The sequence below is a fragment of the Nonomuraea sp. NPDC048826 genome (assembly GCF_043198225.1).
Taxonomy (GTDB): domain Bacteria; phylum Actinomycetota; class Actinomycetes; order Streptosporangiales; family Streptosporangiaceae; genus Nonomuraea.
The window spans coordinates 991,802-1,008,607 of the sequence record NZ_JBICUQ010000001.1 but is presented as its reverse complement, the minus strand read 5'-3'; the positions used below and the strand labels follow the sequence as shown (position 1 = coordinate 1,008,607).

Below are 16,806 nucleotides of genomic sequence, written 5' to 3'. Positions count from 1 at the left end.
TCAGCCCGATATCTGTGACTGATATCAGCTCAAGTGACTCCTGATTCGTCCAGGAGAAAACCGTTCATATCTGGCGCACCAGGGGCGGCGGAAGGCGGCGTTCACTCCCGCCTCCGGGCGTCACAACGTGGATCCGCTTCGGCGCGCGAAGCGCCGACGCCTTTCCGGGGCGGCGAAGCTGGGGTTTGAGCTGCGGGTCTGGGGGGCCGCGCCCCCCAGGAAGCGCAGCCTGAGCTGTTGGGCGCGGAGCGCCTGGAGGTGAGGACCATGCCCGTCCATGGCGCGGGCCATGGCTGCCGGGTCCAGGTGGCGGGGTGGAGGGTTGAATCTGCGCTGAAGGGATCTCTAGCCTCGAAGTGCTTGTTCCGGCTCGCGGAGGCCTGGAGGTACGGTGACGCTCGACCCGATCGCCGCGTTCGATCACATCTCTGCCGGTTACGATCCTGACCCAGCGCGTTCGATGTCCCTGAAGGCCGACGCCTACACCGACCCCCAGTGGTTCGCGATCGATCAGAAGGCGGTTTTCTCCCGTACGTGGCAATGGTTGTGTCACGTGGAGAAGCTGCGCGAGCCGGGAAGCTATGTCACGCGCACGGTGGCCGGAATGCCGATCGTGGCCGTGCGCGACGAGGCGGGGACGCTGCGGGCGTTCTACAACGTGTGCAAGCACCGGGCGCACGAGCTGCTGTCGGGTGAGGGGGTGCGGCGCAGCATCGTGTGCCCGTACCACGCCTGGAACTTCGACCTGGGCGGACGGCTGCGCCGGGCGCGCAACACCGACGGGATGGCGGGGTTCGACCCGTCCACGGTGTGCCTGGACCAGATCCAGGTGACGGAGTTCGGCGGGATGGTGTACGTGAACCTGGACCCCGGGGCAGCGCCGCTGAGCGAGCAGGCCGGGGACCTGGAGGCGGAGATCCGGGAGCGGGCGCCGGACGTGGCGAAGCTGACCCTTGCCCGCCGGCTCACCTACGACATCGCGTCCAACTGGAAGAACGTCGTCGACAACTTCCTGGAGTGCTACCACTGCCACGTGGCGCACAAGGACTTCGTGTCCCTGGTCGACATGAGCACCTACGAAGTCACCACCCACGGCATCTGGTCCAGCCACATGGCCCAGGCCGGCACGTCGGAGAACTCGGCGTACGACGTGTCGGGCGCGACGGTCACCGAGCACGCGGTCTGGTGGCTGTGGCCCAACACCTGCCTGCTGCGCTATCCCGGGCGGGGCAACTTCATGGTGCTGCAGATCGTCCCCGACGGCCCGGAGCGCACCCGCGAGACCTGGGACTTCTACCTGGAGACCGCCGAGCCCGACCAGGCCGAGCTCGACAGCATCCGCTACATCGACGAGGTGCTCCAGGTCGAGGACATCGCCCTGGTGGAGAGCGTCCAGCGGGGCATGCGCACCCCCGCGTTCACCCAGGGGAAGATCGTCTACGATCCCGCCGGGTCGGGGTTGTCGGAGCACGCGGTCCACCACTTCCACGGTCTGGTCCTCGACGCCTACCGGCGCGCGCTCGGGCGATGAGTTTCCGGACGGTCGCGGGTCTGCACCGGTGTTCGAAAGACATCTGGAGGATCTGTGATGAGTGGGACGCCTCGGGCGGGCCGGAGGGAGTGGCTGGGGCTGGCCGTGCTGGCCTGCCCCACGCTGTTGTTGTCCATCGACGTGTTCGTACTGCTGCTGGCGCTGCCGTCGCTGAGCGCCGAGCTGGGGGCGAGCGGCACCGAGCAGCTGTGGATCACCGACATCTACGGGTTCATGATCGCCGGGTTCCTCGTCACGATGGGGACGCTGGGCGACCGGATCGGGCGGCGCAGGCTGCTGATGATCGGTGCGGCGGCGTTCGGGGCGGCGTCGGTGCTGGCCGCGTACGCGGAGTCGCCGGCGATGCTGATCGCGACGCGGGCCGTGATGGGGGTGGCCGGAGCGACGCTGATGCCGTCGACGCTGGCGCTGATCAGCAACATGTTCCAGGACGCCCGGCAGCGGGCGACGGCCATCAGCGTCTGGATGGTGTGCTTCGTGGCGGGGGCGGCGATCGGGCCGCTGGTCGGCGGCGCGCTGCTGGAGCACTTCTGGTGGGGGTCGGTGTTCCTGCTCGGCGTGCCGGTGATGCTGGTGCTGATGGCGACGGCGCCGGTGCTGCTCCCGGAGTACCGCGACCCGCGGCCGGGGCGGCTCGACCTGGTGAGCGTGGTGCTGTCGCTGGGCGCGATCCTGCCGATCGTGTACGGGCTGAAGGAGGCGGCCAAGCACGGGCCGGAACCGGTGCCGCTGCTGTCCTTGGCGGCCGGGCTGGCGGTCGGGGTGGTGTTCGTGCGCAGGCAGCGCCGGTTGGACGATCCGCTGATGGATCTGCGGCTGTTCCAGGACCGGGCGTTCGGGGCGGCGCTGGGCATGATGCTGTCCGGCACCCTGCTGATGGGCTCGCTGATGCTCTTCATCACCCAGTTCTTCCAGCTCGTGGCCGGGCTGGGGCCGCTGACGGCGGGGCTGTGGATGCTGCCGGGCGTCGCGGCCTCGGTGCTGAGCACGCTGGCGGCCCCGGCCATGGCGCAGCGGATCAGGCCCGCGTACGTCATCGGCGGCGGGCTGGTGGTGAGCATCGCCGGGCTGGTGCTGCTCACGCAGGTGGGGGCGGGGTCGGGGCCGCTGATGGTGGCCATCGGGTTCGCGGTGATCAACCTGGGCAGCGGGCCGATGGTGGTGCTGGGCACCGACTTGATCGTGGGGCTGGCGCCGAAGGAGAAGGCCGGGGCGGCCTCGGCGCTGAACGAGACCAGCGGCGAGTTCGGGTTCGCACTCGGCCTCGCGACCCTGGGCACGCTCGGGACCGCGGTCTACCGGGCCGGGGCGGCCGACCTGCCGGTGGCCGAGGCGCGCGACACCCTGGCCGGTGCGGTGCAGGCGGCGGGCGCGGGCGAACTCGCGGCCGGGTTCCTCGCCCAGGCCCGGCTGGCCTTCATCGGCGGGCTGCACGTGACGGCGGCGATCGCGGCGGTGATGCTGGCGGTGGTCACCGTGGTGACGGTCGTCCTGCTACGACACGTTCCCCGTACCGGAACTCCCGCCGAGTCCTCGGAGGAAGCGGCACTCCCGGCGTCGTGAGGGCCTTCCGCCCGCCCGTGTTCGGGGCGTCGGTCTTCCCGAGGTCGTGAGAACCTTTCCGCCCGCCCGCGTGTAGAGGAAGGGGAAGCGGGACCTTGGGCGGGACTCACTGGTGGTGACTCCGCGTGCCTCGGCGTGGCGGGGTTGATGGTGATGACTCCGCGTGCCTGAGCATGGGCGGGAGTCGGGGGTGACTCCGCGTGTGTGGGCATGGGCGGGAGTCAGGGGTGACTCCGCGTGCGTGGGCATGGGCGGAGGTCACGGGTGAAACTCCGCCCATCGGCGCGCAGGCGGCGGTCAGTGGTGGTGGCCCCGACGGCCCAGGGTCTGGGCGGGGGTCACGCCGGGGCGGCTCCACTGCGGGACCGGGCGGCTGGTGGGGCCCCAGCTCGGGCTGCCGTCCGGGTCGGAGCGCCATGACCAGCTCGCCTCGCGTCCCTCCGGCCAGCCCTCGGGCTTGTCCTCCCACGTCTCGCCGCGGCCGTACGGGGTCATGTCGAGCAGGCCCGTGGAGAGGATGGCACGCTCGTTGCCGCGGCCCGTCGTGGAGTAGGTGAGGAACGTCCGGTCTCCGTCGCGCAGGTAGCAGGTCAGGTAGCCCATGGCGCCGCCGATCGGCTCCTCGATGCCGCGTACGGAGTACCACGGCTGCTCGTAGCCCATGAAGGAGAGGTACGGGGCCACCTCCTCCCACGGGCCCGTGGTGACCACGGCGAACGAGACGCCGCGGGCGTTGAGGTAGACGGCGTCCTTCAGGTGCCAGGCCGCGCTGGTGCAGCCCTCGCACTGCCCTTGGTGGGGCGCTCCGTCGTACCACATGTGCTTGTAGACCACGAGCTCGTCGCGGTCCTGGAACAGGTCGAGGAACGGGATCGGACCGCCGGGGCCGACGACCTCGGTCTTGCCGTCGAACTCCACCATCGGCAGCCGCCGCCGGGCCGCGGCGATGGCGTCGCCCTCGCGGGTGTGGGCCTTCTCGCGCAGCAGGAGCTCGTCGCGGGCGGCCTGCCAGGTGGCGAGGTCGACGACGGGCGGGCGGCCGGTTCCTGGTGTGCTCGTCATGGGTGTCTCCAGAGTCGGGGAGGGCTGCCAGTTCGCCACACAGACCTGCCGCGCGGGCGGAACTCATCGGGGCCGCGACCACCTTCTGGGGCGAGCGGCTGGGGCCCAGGGTTCATGGTCGCCGGATCTCTGGTCACGATGGGCGACCGGATCGGGCGGGGCCGGCCGCTGGTGATCGGGGTGGCGGCGTTCGGGGGTGGGGCTCCGCGTGACGGCTGCGGGGCTGCCGACGGTGGTCGCGGTGGTGGCCGTCGCTATGCGCGGCTCACCCCGGACGGGCGCCATGGCGCAGGAGGAAACGAACGTCGGTCCCGTGAGGAACCTTTCCCGCCGTACTTCGGTAGGAGGAGGGTGGAGCGAGTTCGGAGGAGAGTGCCGGTGCGGGTTTGGGCGATGGTGGCCGTGGTGGCGTTACTGGCCGGCGGGTGCGGGGCGGGTACGGGCGAGACCGCGGGGACGAGCCCATCGGGCACGGCAGCGGGGACGGACGCGCCGGGTACGGCAGCGGCGGCCACACCGGACATCACCACAGCGGCCACCCCCACCCCGACGCGGACCGGGGAGACGTGCAACGGGACCGAGCTGCTCATGTCGGCCAACGGCTTCCCCGAGTTGCGGGGCACGTCCGCGGACGCCGAGCTGTGGGGGCTGCTCTTCGCCGAGGTGCCGTTCAAGGCGGGGGCCGAGGTGAAGATCGTGTGGCGGATGACCGGGGACGGCCCGCTCAAGGTCTCGGCGACGGGTCCGGGTGGGAAGCGGGCCAAGCTGGTGTGGCTTGAGGACCATGGCGGGTCCAACTGGCAGCGGCCCGGCTACGAGTGGGGCACCGGGTGGGTGTTCCCCGCGCCCGGGTGCTGGAAGGTGGAGCTCTCCAGGACCCGGGGGTCGGGCCACGCCTGGGTGCGCGTGGCCTGAGCGAACGGCCACGCCTGGGCACGCGTGGCCCGACAAAGCGGCCTGCCCGGCGGGCGGGCCGTTATGCGCCGCGTGAAACGAGGGCGCGGTCGATGAAGGTTGTCACGTCGGCCAGCACCTCGTCCTTGTTGGTCTCGTTGAAGACCTCGTGCCGGGCCTCCGGGTAGATGATCTCGGCGAAGTCGGCGCCCTTGACGGCCTCGATGCCAGGGCGGGTGCCCGACAGCGGGACGAGCTGGTCGTCGGAGCCGTGGATCCAGAGCGTGGGCAGCGGCCCGAACGCGCCGCCCTTGGCGATCGCCTCCAAGGTCGTGGCGAGCGCCTCCAGCGTGGGCCGCTTGAACGCGCCGTGCCACACCAGCGGATCCTCGGCGTAGGCGGCGCCGACGGCGGGGTCGCGGGAGAGCGTGGCCGGGTCGATCGGGATCTCCGGGATGGGGTCGAGCTCGAGCAACTGCGGGATGACCGCCCAGGAGCCGATGACCGGCCCGGACAGCACCAGCGCGGCCAGGCTGCCGCCGTATCGCTGCGCGTAGCGGGCGGCGATCAGGCCGCCCATGGAGTGGCCGATCAGCACGACGGGCACGCCGGGGTGGTCGGCGCGGACGCGCTCGTCCACCGAGTGCACGTCGGTCACGACGTCCTCGAAGTCGTCGATCAGCACCCGCTCGCCCTGCGACTTGCCGTGTCCCATGTGGTCCAGGCCGTAGACGGCGGCGCCGTGGCGCACGAGGGCGTCGGCGACGTGCTCGTACCGGCCGATGTGCTCCCCGTAGCCGTGCACGAGGACGACGGCGTAGCGGGGGCGCTCGTCTGGCCACTCGCGTACGACGTTCTCGCCGCGCGTGCCGACGAACCTGTGCTCCCGTGACTCGGCCATGTCGTGCTCCTTCGTCATGAAGTGCGGTGAGCGTACGCCCTCGGCGGGGCGCGGTGCCAGGCAGGTAACGCCACCGTATCGGGAATCCGGGCCTTGTCAGGTCGATCCTGACGGGCTAGCTTGAGCGTCAGGCCAGACCTGACAACCCTTGGAGGTTCCCATGGCCGAATCCCCCGCACGCGATCTGGAGATCCGCTGCTCGTTCTGCGCCAAGTCGAAGGACGAGGTGGAGAAGATGATCGCGGGTGCCGGTGTCTACATCTGCAACGAATGCGTCGGGCTGTGCAACGAGATCCTGCAGTTGCCGCAGGCGTCGGCGCCCGCCGAGATCCCCTGGCCGGACACCATGTCCGACGAGGAGATCCTCGACCTGCTGCCGCGCGTCGCGGCCGTCAGCGCCCAGGTCGACGCCAACCTGCAGGTCTGGGTCGACCGGCTGCGCGACCGGGGCGTCTCCTGGGCGCGGATCGGCGAGGCCCTCGGCACCGCCCGCCAGTCGGCGTGGGAGAGGTTCTCCAGCGAGAAGGCCTAGGCGGGCACGCCTACCGGGGGCGCCGTGCTGATCGGGGATGCACGGCGTGCCCACGGAAGAGCGACTCGTCCCGGCTAGATGTCGTAGTCGAACTCGTCGTACGAGAGCTTCCTGCGCAGGATCCTGATCACCTTCGGGGCGTCGTCGTGCGGGCCCGGCACGTAGTAGGGCCTGCCGCCGCGGCCGAAGGTGATCGCCGACGGCCCCTCCCAGGCGCCCAGCAGCGCCGACACCCGCTCGAACTCCTCGTGCGACCCGATGCCCAGCGACCGGGCGTAGTCGTCGGCGCCGAAGACCAGGTGGCGGGCCAGCTCGACCGGCACCTCCTGGAAGCCCTTGTAGTCGCTGAAGAAGTATTCCCTGAACCGCACCAGCTCCCGCTCGTCGAGCACGTCGGGGCCGATGACGTTCTTGACGCCGGTGCAGTAGACGTCGGCCAGGTAGCCGGCGACCGTCATCTTGTCCCACGTGTGACGCCGGGCCACCAGCACCGACACCATGCCGCCGTCGGCGTCGGGCGCCTCGTCGGCCCAGCCGCGGGCCGGGTCGACGCCGAGGCCGTTGCTCCATCCGACGCTCATCCAGCAACCGGCCAGCTCGGGCTCCCGCTCGTCGCCGCCCGCCGCGGCGTCCTCGGCGGCGATGGCCCGCACCAGCGGGGCGACGGCCGACGGGGGCACCTTGAGCGCGCGGGCGATCTCCTTGGGGGAGCGGCCCTCGGCCCGCAGCTCGCGTACGCGTTCCTTGAGTTCTGCGCTGTCCACCCGCGCAGCCTAGCCGCAAGGCCCGGTGCGGGGGATCGTGAGCCCCGCGCGCGACACATGCCCCCGACGGCGCGGACCGGCTCGTACGAGATCGTGATTGAGAGTTGCCCGGCCGGGGTGAGGTCAGAGCGCCGCGGGCGCGTCGCCCAGGTCGAGCTTCGTGCCTTCCTCGTACGCGGCCGTGAACTCCCGCTCGCCCAGCGCCTTCCGGCATGCGGCGCTGATCCGGGCGAGATCTTCCTGTTCGGAGAGCACCGGGGGTGTCTGATGGCGGTCACGGGCCGCCGCGGCGAGACCGAGCAGGCGGGCGGCGGCCGCGTGGGAGCCGCCCGCCGCCAGCGCGCCGGCCATGCCCTCCACGGTGAACGCGGTGGTGCGCGGGTCGCCCAGCTTGCGGCACGCGTCGTACGCCTCCCGGTGCATCTCCAGCGCGGTGGCCCAGTCGCCACGCTGCTCGGTGACCAGGCCGAGGGTGCTCAGGGTGGACGGCAGGTGCAGGGCGGGTTCGGCGCCGGGGCCGCGCGGGACGCCGTCGAGCAGGTTGAGCAGGTGCTTCTCGGCCAGGTCGAGCTCACCGGCCCGGTGGGCGGCGAAGGCGAAGCCCATCTCCGACATCATCCGGCCCTCCCGGTAGCCGTGGGAGATCGCCAGCCGCATGGCCCTGCCGCACAGCTCCATGGCCCGGACGTGGTCGCCCTCGTACATGGCCAGCCAGCCGAGCCACGCGGTGCGGCGGGCGACCTCGGGCCAGAGCCCCAGCTCCTCGGCCATGCCGAGGCCCTCGGCGAACAGCTCCTTGGCGCGCGCGTCGTCGGCGACGCTCTGGGCCAGCGCGGCGAGCCATTCGGTGGCCTGGAGCACGCCCCACCTGTCGCCGAGCTCGCGGAAGATCCGGGCGCTCTCCTCGCCCACCTTCTTGAGCGTCTCCTGCTCGCTCCTGGCGAAGGCGGACCTGGCCTGCCTGCTGAGCGCGGCGGCGACGCCCCACCGGTCGCCGGCGGCGCGGCACGCCTCCAGCGCCCTGCTTACGAGTTCCTCGCTGGTCGGCAGGTCGAGGACGACCAGGCCGGCGAAGAGCATGGCCCTGGCCCGCGCGGCCGGGTCCTGGATCCGGGCAAACACCGGTTCGTGGTCGACCTCCTCGCCGAGCAGCATCGTGAACCCGGTCAACCATCCGGCCGCCCGCGCCGCCGCCTCACTGTCCGAGGCGCCGGACAGGGCCGTCTCCAGGGAACGCCGGGCCTCGGCCAGGCGGCCGCGCAGGAACCAGTACCACGCCAGGGCGTTCACCAGCCGCAGCGCCACGTCCGTGGCCCCGTGCTCGACGGCCGTGCCGAGGGCGGCCCGCAGGTTGGCGCTCTCCTGGTCCAGCCGCTGCAGCCAGGCCCGCTGACCGTGACCGTACAGGTGAGGTTCGGCCTGCTCGGCGAGGGCCAGATAGCAGCGTGCGTGCGCCGCCCGTACCCACTCGGTCTCGCCCGCGTCGGCGAGGCGGGCCAGGGAGTATTCGGCCACCGACTCCAGCAGCCGGTAGCGCACGCCCGCGGCGCCCTCGACGACCACCACCAGCGACCGGTCCACCAGCCGGGCCAGCATGTCGAGCACGTCCTCATCCGGGCTGACCGCCTCGGCGGCCTCCAGCGTGCATCCGTCGACGTGCACGGCCAGCCGCCGCAGCACCGTCCGCTCCTGCTCGCTGAGCAGCGCCCAGCTCCAGTCGATCACCGCCATGAGCGTCTGCTGGCGGGCGGGCGCGCCGCGCTGACCGGACGCCAGCAACCGGAACCGGTCGTCGAGCCGCTCCACCACCCCCTGCACGCCGAGTGCACGCACCCGGGTGGCGGCCAGCTCCAGCGCGAGCGGGATGCCGTCGAGGCGGCGGCAGAGCTGCGCCACCGCCTGGGCGTTGCCCGCGTCCAGCACGAACCCGCGTGCCGACGCCGCCGCCCGCGCCACGAACAGCCGCACCGCGTCGGACTCGGCCATGACCTCCAGGTCGGTGCTGTCCGGCAGACCGAGCGGCGGCACCGCCCACAGCGTCTCGCCGTCCACCGCGAGCGGCTCCCTGCTGGTGGCGAGCACGCGCAGCCCCGGCGCGGCGCGCAGCAGCCGCGCGGTCAGCTCGGCGACCTGCTCCACGACGTGCTCGCAGTTGTCCAGCACGAGCAGCATCCGGCGGCCCCGCAGCGCGTCGGCCAGCCGGTCGGCGGGCGAGGCCGCGTCGTCCTGCCGGATGCCGAGCGCCGCCATGACCGCTTCGGGCAGCGCAACCGTCCGCCGGTCGAGCGGGGCCAGCTCCACCAGCCACGCCCCGTCGGGGAAGTCGGCCGTCAGCTCGGTCGCCACCTCCAGCGCCAGCCGCGTCTTGCCGACCCCGCCGGTGCCGGTGAGCGTGACCAGCCGCTCCTCCCCCACCAGCGCCCGTACCTCGGCCAGTGCCTCGCTCCGGCCGATGAGCTTGCTGAGGGAGGCGGGCAGGTTGGTCGCCGGGCGTTCGGCGGGGCCGTTCAGTGCCGGGTCCTGGTTCAGGATCGCCTGGTGCAGGGCCGCCAGGTCGGGGCTCGGGTCGAGCCCCAGCTCCTCGGCCAGCCGCTCGCGCAGCTCCGCGTAGCCGGCCAGCGCCTCGCTCTGTCGGCCCGCCCGGTAGAGGGCGCGCAGGTGGGCCGCCCGCAGCCGCTCGCGCAGCGGATGGCGGGCGACCAGGTCACCCAGCTCGCCCACCAGCAGCCCGTGCTCGCCCAGCTCCAGCCGGGCCTCCGCGCGCAGCTCCAGCGCGGTCAGCCGCTGTTCTTCCAGCCGTACGACGGCGGACCTGGTGAACTCCTCGTCCGCGAAGTCCGCGTACGCCGGGCCCCGCCACAGGTCCAGCGCCTCGGCGAGCAGGGCGGCGCGGGTGCGCGGGTCGTCCGTCGCCTCGGCCCGCGCCAGCAGACCGGCGAAGCGCGCGGCGTCGACGTCGGCCGCGGCCAGCCGGTAGCCGGGGGCCGTGGAGACGACCAGGTTCTTGCCGCCGGGCTCGGCGTCCTCCAGCGCCTTGCGCAGCTGGGAGACCCGTACCTGCAGCGCGCCCACCGGGTTGCCGGGGTGGTCGTCGCCCCACATGTCTTCGACCAGGCGGTCGGCGGAGACCGCGCGGCCCTCGTGCACCAGCAGGTCGGCGAGGAGCGCGCGCACCTTGAGCCCGGGCACGGTCACCGGCTCACCGGCATCCGTCCACACGGCGAGCGGCCCCAGCACCCCGAAACGCATGCCCGCCACCCTATGCGCCCTCGTGCCCGTGCACGGGAGGGCGGTGGGCGAGGAGGGTTTCCAGGGATACGCCCGCCAGCCCCTGCCCTCCCCGGCCGGGGTGGGCAGGGGTGGCGCCCCGTACCACCGAAGGCCCATCGCTCCGCGGCCGGTGCGAGGCGGGGTGGTGGAGTCCTGCGGGCTGCGCCACTCAAGGAGCGTGACCGTGGTCCCGGGTCGGCGTGGGGAGAGGGTGTGCCCTTCCTCACGGCAGGCACCGTCCGTGGTCAGTACGGGGGAGGAAGGGTCAGGGGTGGTGGTCTTCGGGTGGGAGGGGCGGGGCTTTGCGGGCGGAGCCGCGGTAGTGGGCGGGGTCGTAGCGGCGTTCGCCGATGTCCAGCTTGGCGTGGGCCGCGGCGACCAGGTCGACGCCCAGGGCGTCGGCGAGGCGGACCAGGTAGACGGTGACGTCGCCCAGCTCGGAGGTGATGCGGGACAGGGCCTCCGGGTCGGGGGCGCGGGACTCGTCGGGGGTCAGCCATTGGAGCTCCGCCACCAGCTCGCCGACCTCGCCCGCCAGCGCCATGGCCAGGTTCTTCGGCGTGTGGAACTGCTCCCAGTCACGGGCCCGTGCGAAGGCCCGCAGCCGCTCCGCGAGCCCGTCCAACTCCGTCGTCATGGTCCACGACCTTACGAGCCCGTCCGGCAGCGGGTGACACCGTTCCGGAGACCGAAACTTTCAAAAAGAGCGCGCTGAATATTTCAGCGTGGATAATCCTGCGAGCGGCGTGACAAGGCGGAGTGGGGGGCCTGATGGGTGCGGTGATCGACGGGCGGCCGGCGGAGGCGGGCGACGTGGCGCTCGCCATGTCCGCGCGGTACGGGCATTTCACGGCGATGCAGGTGCGCGGCGGGAAGGTGCGGGGGCTGGCGCGGCACCTGGACCGGCTGGCCGGGGCGACCCGGGAGCTGTTCGGTCAGGAGCTCGACCTGGATCGGGTGCTGGCCTCCGTCCGGGCGCTGGAGGCGGTGGACGCGAGCGTGCGGGTGTTCGTGTGCGACGCGGGCGGGGTGCGGGTGATCGCCGTCTCCGATGCGCCGGTGTGGCCGGCCGCGACCCCGAAGGGCCTGAAGTCGGTCCGCTACCAGCGCTTCCTGCCGCACATCAAGCACACCGGCGGCTTCCCGCAGGGCTACCTGGGCCGGCTCGCCGAGCGTGAAGGGTACGACGAGGCGCTGCTGACCTCGGACGACGGGGTGATCTCGGAGGGCGGGATCACGAACCTGGGGTGCTTCGACGGCGACCGGGTGATCTGGCCGGACGCGCCGATGCTGCGCGGCATCACCATGCAGGTGCTGGAGGCCGAGCTGGCGCGGGCGGGCGTGCCGTGCGGGCGCCGGGTGCTGCGGGTGGCCGACCTGCCCGGTTTCCCTCTCGTCTTCCTGACGAACTCGTGGGGCGTGGTGGCCGTGGACCGGGTGGACGACCTGCGGCTCAAGGTGGACGAGGCGCTGCTGGCCAGGGTGACCGGCTGCTACGAGAACGCCGGCTGGGACTCCTTCTGAGCGAGCTCCTCGCGCGCGGGTGAGCCGCCGGCGGGTTCGAAACGGTTGAGCAGGGCCGCGAGCGTGGCCCCGTACACGACATGTCCCGCGGCCATCACGGCGGGACGGCCGGTGAGGTCGCGCGCGATCGGCGGCAGGAGGCTCAGCCGCGGCACCCAGCCCTGGTAGCTGACCGCCCAGATCGCCAGCGCGTAGGCGACGCCGAACGGCACCCGGCGTGCGGGGTCGCGGGAGAGCAGGGCGAAGGCCGCGCCGAAGGTGACGCCGAAGCCGAGGTGGGCCAGCGCGCCCAGCGGACGCTCGCCGGGTTTGGGGCGTCGATCGCTGCCGGGCAGCAGGCCGCGGACGATGTGCTTGGGAGGCTGGCCGGGCATGAGGCCGGCCTTCTCGCCGGCCAGCATGACCGCGCTCATCGTCACGGTGGCGAGGGCGCCGCTGAGGGCCCCGGTCACGAGTCTGCGCATCATGGCCCTGCGGCTGCCCTCGCCGGCAGGGCCGAAACGCTTGGTCAGGCGGGCAGCGGGGTGGTGCTCTCGCGCACGATCAGATCGGTGGCCAGCTCGACGCGACGGGCCTCGGGCGCCTCGCCGCGCCGCATGGCCAGCACGGTGCGGGTGGCGAGCGCGGCCATCTCCTGCAGCGGCTGGCGCACGGTGGTCAGCGGCGGCCAGGCGGACTTGGCCAGCGGGATGTCGTCGAAGCCGACCACGCTGAGGTCCTCGGGAACCCGCAGGCCGCGCTGGCGGGCCGCCTCGAAGACGCCGAACGCCTGCATGTCGCTGCCCGCGAAGATCGCGGTCGGCGGGTCGTCGAGGGAGAGCAGGGCGTGGCCGTGGTCGTGGCCGGAGTCGACCATGAACGTGCCGCGCCGGATCAGCTCGGGCGCGAGCGGCACCCCCGCCGTCTCCAGCGCGGCGCGGTAGCCGTCGATGCGGGCCTGGCTGCACAGCATGTCGGCGGGGCCGCTGATCATGCCGATCCGGCGGTGGCCCAGCTCCAGCAGGTGGCGGGTGGCCGCCAGGCCGCCGTTCCAGTTGGTCGCGCCGACCGAGACGACGCCGGGAGCGGGCTCGCCCTCCGGGTCCACCACGACGAACGGCAGCGAGCGGGCGCTCAGCTGATCCTGCACGCCGACCGACAGCTTGGAGGCGACGATCACCACGCCGTCGGTGCGGCGGCCGGCGAGCCGCTCCAGCCAGTCGCGGCCCGGCCCCGCGTGGGTGTGCAGGACGGTGATGACGACGCTGGCGCCGGCCTCGTGGGCGGCGCTCTCGGCGCCGCGCACGATCTCCATCGCCCAGGGCGACTCCATCTCGGTGAAGACCAGGTCGACCAGCCCCGCGGGGCTCTCGTCCTGGCTGATGCGCCGTTGGTAGCCGTGCTTGTGCAGCAGCCGCTCGACGCGATGGCGGGTCGCCGGGGCGACCTCGGGCCGGCCGTTGATCACCTTGGACACCGTGGGGATGGACACCCCGGCCTCTTCGGCTATGAGGGCGATCGTCACCCGCCTCTTCCCAGACATGATCCGGAGTTTATCCGAAACTTTCGGAGTCCGGATAACGGGGGGTGATCCGATCTCAACTGACAAGGCTATTGACTCTCCGCACAGCGGTTACCTATGCTCCGAAATGCGAAATTATCGGGGGGTTCACGAAACTTTCGCCAGCCGAGGAGGGAACCCCTGTGAAGCGAACCTGCGCATTCATCGCGGCAGCGGTCTTGCTAGCCGGTTGCGGAGGCGGACAGACCGCCACCACGGAGCCCGAGGGCGGCTCCCCCGGCAAGGTCACACTCGAATGGTGGCACTTGTCGACTTCCGATCCGCTGAAGGGCATCTGGGAGAAGCGGGCCAAGGAGTTCCAGGCCGCCAACCCGAACGTCACCGTCAAGATGACGGTCCTGGAGAACGAGGCGTACAAGTCCAAGCTCACCACGCTGACCCAGTCGGGCAAGGCCCCCGACGTCTTCGCCACCTGGGGCGGCGGCGTGCTGAAGCAGCAGATCGACGCGGGCCTGGTCAAGGACATCAGCGCCGACGTCGCGTCGGAGCTGGGCACGTTCACCACGGCGGCACTGGCCGCCTACCAGTTCGACGGCAAGACCTACGCGCTGCCGACGGACATCGGCATGGTGGGCTTCTGGTACAACAAGAAGCACTTCGAGAAGGCCGGCATCACCGAGCCGCCGACCACCTGGACGGGCTTCCTCGACGCCGTCCAGAAGCTGAAGGCCTCCGGGGTCACCCCGATCGCGCTGGCCGGCAAGGAGAAGTGGCCGGGCCACTACTACTGGGCCTACCTCGCCATGCGCATCGCCGGGCTGCCGGCGCTCCAGCAGGCGGGTGTCGACCACGACTTCACCAAGCCCGAGTTCGTCCAGGCGGGCCAGCAGCTCAAGGCACTGGTCGACCTGCAGCCGTTCCAGCGGGGCTTCCTCGGGGCCGGCTACTCGACCCCTGACGGCCAGTCCGCCAGCGTCGCCAACGGCAAGGCGTCGATGGAGCTGATGGGCCAGTGGGCCCCGACGGTGCAGGACGACTCGGGCAAGGGCCTCGGCAAGGACCTCGGCTTCTTCCCGTTCCCCGAGGTCGAGGGCGGTAAGGGCGCCATCACCGAGGCGTTCGGCGGAGGCGGCGGCATGGCCGTGGGCGCCGACGCGCCGAAGGAGGCCCTCGACCTGGTCAAGTTCCTGACCAACACCGAGAACCACACCAACACCGTCGAGTCCGGTGGCGTCCTCCCCGTGCTCAAGGGTGAGGAGAGCGCGGTCAAGGACGAGAACCTCAAGGTCGTGGCCGATTCGCTGGCGAGCGCCACCGGGTTCCAGCTCTACCTGGACCAGGCGTACCCGCCGGCCGTCGGCGCCGAGGTGAACGACAGCGTGGCCGAGCTGATCGCCGGCACCAAGACCCCGGAGCAGGTGGCGCAGGACATCACCGAAGTGGCCAAGAGCGAGAGCGAATGACGACCGTCACCCGCCGGCCGGAAGCGGAGACGCTTGCGGCCGGCCCGCGTCGCCACCGCAGGCCCGGCAGGCCCAGGAACCGGCTGACGATAGCCCTGTTCGTCCTCCCGGCACTGGCACTGTTCCTGCTGCTCGTGGTGGCCCCGATCCTGGTGGCCATGTACGCCAGCGCGTTCAAGTGGAACGGCTTCGGCGGGCTGCCCACCGACTTCATCGGCTTCGACAACTTCACCAGGCTCTTCAGCAGCAGCATCTTCTACACCGACCTGGGGAACCTGCTGCTGGTGATCGTGGCGACCCTGGTGATCCAGCTTCCGTTCGCGCTGGGCATCGCGATGCTGCTGCACCAGCGCATCCGGGGGCGGGCGTTCTACCGGCTGGTGTTCTTCGCGCCGTACGTGCTGTCGGAAGTCATCACCGGCGTGCTGTTCTCGCTGATCCTGTCACCGGAGAACGGCATCGCCAACAGGATCCTGGGCCCGCTGGGGCTGGAGTCGGAGTGGCTCTCGCACCCCGACAGCGCCCTCTGGTCGATCTTCCTGGTGATGACCTGGAAGTACTTCGGCTTCCACATGATGATCTATCTGGCCGGGCGGCAGAACATCCCCAACGAGCTGATCGAGGCCGCCAAGATCGACGGGGCGGCCGGCTGGAAGGTCTTCCGGTACGTCACGCTGCCGCTGCTCGGACCCACGATCAGGATCAGCGTGTTCCTCTCCGTCATCTACACCATCCAGCTGTTCGACCTGGTCTGGATCCTCACCGAGGGCGGCCCGGCGCACGCGTCGGAGACGCTGGCCGTCACCATGTTCACGCTCGGCTTCGAACGCGCGCAGGTGGGCTACGCCAGCGCCATCAGCGTGGTCATGTTCGGGCTCAGCCTCATCTTCGCCCTCGGCTACCAGCGCTTGGTCATGCGGCGCGACCTGGAGGGCGCGACCACCGCCATGGGAGGGAAGCGATGAGACGTCCGACCCTGCCGCTGCACGCGATCGCCTGGATCGTCGGCGCGTTCATCCTCATCCCGGTGGTGTACGCCCTGCTCGGCGGCTTCAAGAGCACCCAGCAGCTCTCGGTGAACCCGTTCGGCCCGCCCAGCCCGTGGGAGACCGGCAACTACACCGAGGTGCTGGCCACGGGATCGTTCTGGCGCCAGGTCTGGAACAGCACGTTCATCGCGGTCGCCACGACCGTGCTGGTCGTCGCGCTGTCGGCGCTGGCCGCGTACGTCTTCGCCCGCTTCGCCTTCCGGGGCAGGGAGGCGTTGTTCACGCTGTTCACGGCGGGCCTGATGTTCCCGTTCGCGGTCGCGATCCTGCCCATCTTCGTGATGCTGCGCACCCTGAACCTGCTGGACAACCCGATGGGGGTGATCCTCGTGCAGGCCGCGTTCGGCCTGCCGCTGACCATCATCATCCTGCGCCAGTTCTTCAGGAGCATCCCGGGCGAGATCGAGGAGGCGGCCACGATCGACGGCTGCTCACCGTTCGGTTTCTTCTGGCGGATCCTGCTGCCGATGGCCCGCCCGGCGCTGGCCACCGTGTCGGTGCTGGCGATCGTCGGCAGCTGGAACAACTTCATGCTCCCGCTGGTGGTCTTCAGCGACGAGCTGAGCTGGACGCTCCCGCTCGGCATCCAGCAGTTCCAGGGCCAGTACAGCACCGACACCGCCCGGGTCCTCGCCTATCTCGTGCTGGCCATGGTGCCCGCACTGGGGTTCTACGCCATAGCGGAACGCCACCTCATCGGTGGTCTCACAGCGGGAGCGACGAAAGGGTGA

At 71.5% G+C, this 16,806-nt stretch carries 15 protein-coding genes; 8 read left to right on the top strand and 7 right to left on the bottom strand.

Going from position 1 to position 16,806, the window contains the following annotated elements:
• Positions 1 to 391: 391 nt before the first annotated feature.
• Together ACGFI7_RS04940 and ACGFI7_RS04935 are read left to right on the top strand one after the other, a co-directional pair.
• A complete protein-coding gene (locus tag ACGFI7_RS04940; protein WP_393399170.1) occupies positions 392 to 1,531 on the top strand; it encodes an SRPBCC family protein in 1,140 nt (379 codons plus the stop codon).
• A 57-nt stretch (positions 1,532 to 1,588) separates the two neighbouring features.
• The gene (locus ACGFI7_RS04935) at positions 1,589 to 3,115 is read left to right on the top strand and encodes an MFS transporter (RefSeq protein WP_393399168.1); all 1,527 of its coding nucleotides are present in this window, start codon (positions 1,589 to 1,591) and stop codon (positions 3,113 to 3,115) included.
• A 297-nt stretch (positions 3,116 to 3,412) separates the two neighbouring features.
• Here the strand turns inward: ACGFI7_RS04935 and ACGFI7_RS04930 are convergent, their stop codons facing one another.
• Positions 3,413 to 4,177 (bottom strand): DUF899 family protein, encoded by a 765-nt coding sequence (locus ACGFI7_RS04930; RefSeq protein ID WP_393399166.1) that lies wholly within the window; start codon positions 4,175 to 4,177, stop codon positions 3,413 to 3,415.
• Positions 4,178 to 4,555: 378 nt separating this feature from the next.
• Between ACGFI7_RS04930 and ACGFI7_RS04925 the strand changes: the two genes are divergently transcribed.
• Positions 4,556 to 5,092 (top strand): hypothetical protein, encoded by a 537-nt coding sequence (locus tag ACGFI7_RS04925; protein WP_393399163.1) that lies wholly within the window; start codon positions 4,556 to 4,558, stop codon positions 5,090 to 5,092.
• 61 nt (positions 5,093 to 5,153) lie between these two features.
• Here the strand turns inward: ACGFI7_RS04925 and ACGFI7_RS04920 are convergent, their stop codons facing one another.
• Entirely contained in the window at positions 5,154 to 5,972 is an 819-nt protein-coding gene (locus ACGFI7_RS04920) for an alpha/beta hydrolase (RefSeq protein WP_393399161.1), read from the bottom strand.
• A gap of 160 nt (positions 5,973 to 6,132) precedes the next feature.
• Here ACGFI7_RS04920 and ACGFI7_RS04915 point away from each other — a divergent pair, with 160 nt between their 5' ends.
• Positions 6,133 to 6,504: a ClpX C4-type zinc finger protein gene (locus ACGFI7_RS04915; RefSeq protein ID WP_393399159.1), complete on the top strand. Its 372-nt coding sequence runs from the start codon at positions 6,133 to 6,135 to the stop codon at positions 6,502 to 6,504.
• Positions 6,505 to 6,578: 74 nt separating this feature from the next.
• Here the strand turns inward: ACGFI7_RS04915 and ACGFI7_RS04910 are convergent, their stop codons facing one another.
• The 3 genes from ACGFI7_RS04910 to ACGFI7_RS04900 form a co-directional block, all read right to left on the bottom strand.
• On the bottom strand, positions 6,579 to 7,268 hold the full coding sequence (locus ACGFI7_RS04910; RefSeq protein ID WP_393399157.1) for a helix-turn-helix domain-containing protein: 690 nt from the start codon (positions 7,266 to 7,268) through the stop codon (positions 6,579 to 6,581).
• 123 nt (positions 7,269 to 7,391) lie between these two features.
• Positions 7,392 to 10,517, bottom strand: a complete 3,126-nt coding sequence (locus tag ACGFI7_RS04905; protein ID WP_393399154.1) for a BTAD domain-containing putative transcriptional regulator — start codon at positions 10,515 to 10,517, stop codon at positions 7,392 to 7,394.
• A gap of 286 nt (positions 10,518 to 10,803) precedes the next feature.
• Positions 10,804 to 11,175, bottom strand: coding sequence for a nucleotide pyrophosphohydrolase (locus ACGFI7_RS04900; RefSeq protein ID WP_393399152.1), 372 nt, complete (start codon positions 11,173 to 11,175; stop codon positions 10,804 to 10,806).
• 134 nt (positions 11,176 to 11,309) lie between these two features.
• Between ACGFI7_RS04900 and ACGFI7_RS04895 the strand changes: the two genes are divergently transcribed.
• The gene (locus ACGFI7_RS04895; protein ID WP_393399149.1) at positions 11,310 to 12,062 is read left to right on the top strand and encodes an aminotransferase class IV; all 753 of its coding nucleotides are present in this window, start codon (positions 11,310 to 11,312) and stop codon (positions 12,060 to 12,062) included.
• Here the strand turns inward: ACGFI7_RS04895 and ACGFI7_RS04890 are convergent.
• Together ACGFI7_RS04890 and ACGFI7_RS04885 are read right to left on the bottom strand one after the other, a co-directional pair.
• Entirely contained in the window at positions 12,032 to 12,514 is a 483-nt protein-coding gene (locus ACGFI7_RS04890) for a DUF6789 family protein (protein ID WP_393399146.1), read from the bottom strand. The genes ACGFI7_RS04895 and ACGFI7_RS04890 overlap by 31 nt on opposite strands.
• A 56-nt stretch (positions 12,515 to 12,570) precedes the next feature.
• The gene (locus tag ACGFI7_RS04885) at positions 12,571 to 13,584 is read right to left on the bottom strand and encodes a LacI family DNA-binding transcriptional regulator (RefSeq protein WP_393399144.1); all 1,014 of its coding nucleotides are present in this window, start codon (positions 13,582 to 13,584) and stop codon (positions 12,571 to 12,573) included.
• A 284-nt stretch (positions 13,585 to 13,868) separates the two neighbouring features.
• Between ACGFI7_RS04885 and ACGFI7_RS04880 the strand changes: the two genes are divergently transcribed.
• Genes ACGFI7_RS04880 through ACGFI7_RS04870 form a run of 3 tightly spaced genes read left to right on the top strand, consistent with a single transcriptional unit; the run spans position 13,869 to position 16,806 of the window.
• Positions 13,869 to 15,026: an extracellular solute-binding protein gene (locus tag ACGFI7_RS04880; RefSeq protein WP_393399142.1), complete on the top strand. Its 1,158-nt coding sequence runs from the start codon at positions 13,869 to 13,871 to the stop codon at positions 15,024 to 15,026.
• On the top strand, positions 15,023 to 15,991 hold the full coding sequence (locus tag ACGFI7_RS04875; protein WP_393399140.1) for a carbohydrate ABC transporter permease: 969 nt from the start codon (positions 15,023 to 15,025) through the stop codon (positions 15,989 to 15,991). Before ACGFI7_RS04880 ends, ACGFI7_RS04875 begins: the two co-directional genes overlap by 4 nt.
• A complete protein-coding gene (locus ACGFI7_RS04870) occupies positions 15,988 to 16,806 on the top strand; it encodes a carbohydrate ABC transporter permease (RefSeq protein ID WP_393399138.1) in 819 nt (272 codons plus the stop codon). The genes ACGFI7_RS04875 and ACGFI7_RS04870 overlap by 4 nt, the downstream gene beginning before the upstream one ends.

Excerpts from the sequence above, each read along its gene's own strand:
- ACGFI7_RS04935 (WP_393399168.1), top strand. The coding sequence starts at position 1,589 with ATGAGTGGGACGCCTCGGGCGGGCCGGAGGGAGTGGCTGGGGCTGGCC.
- ACGFI7_RS04930 (WP_393399166.1), bottom strand. The coding sequence starts at position 4,177 with ATGACGAGCACACCAGGAACCGGCCGCCCGCCCGTCGTCGACCTCGCC.
- ACGFI7_RS04920 (WP_393399161.1), bottom strand. The coding sequence starts at position 5,972 with ATGGCCGAGTCACGGGAGCACAGGTTCGTCGGCACGCGCGGCGAGAAC.
- ACGFI7_RS04915 (WP_393399159.1), top strand. The coding sequence starts at position 6,133 with ATGGCCGAATCCCCCGCACGCGATCTGGAGATCCGCTGCTCGTTCTGC.
- ACGFI7_RS04905 (WP_393399154.1), bottom strand. The coding sequence starts at position 10,517 with ATGCGTTTCGGGGTGCTGGGGCCGCTCGCCGTGTGGACGGATGCCGGT.
- ACGFI7_RS04900 (WP_393399152.1), bottom strand. The coding sequence starts at position 11,175 with ATGACGACGGAGTTGGACGGGCTCGCGGAGCGGCTGCGGGCCTTCGCA.
- ACGFI7_RS04895 (WP_393399149.1), top strand. The coding sequence starts at position 11,310 with ATGGGTGCGGTGATCGACGGGCGGCCGGCGGAGGCGGGCGACGTGGCG.
- ACGFI7_RS04885 (WP_393399144.1), bottom strand. The coding sequence starts at position 13,584 with ATGTCTGGGAAGAGGCGGGTGACGATCGCCCTCATAGCCGAAGAGGCC.
- ACGFI7_RS04875 (WP_393399140.1), top strand. The coding sequence starts at position 15,023 with ATGACGACCGTCACCCGCCGGCCGGAAGCGGAGACGCTTGCGGCCGGC.
- ACGFI7_RS04870 (WP_393399138.1), top strand. The coding sequence starts at position 15,988 with ATGAGACGTCCGACCCTGCCGCTGCACGCGATCGCCTGGATCGTCGGC.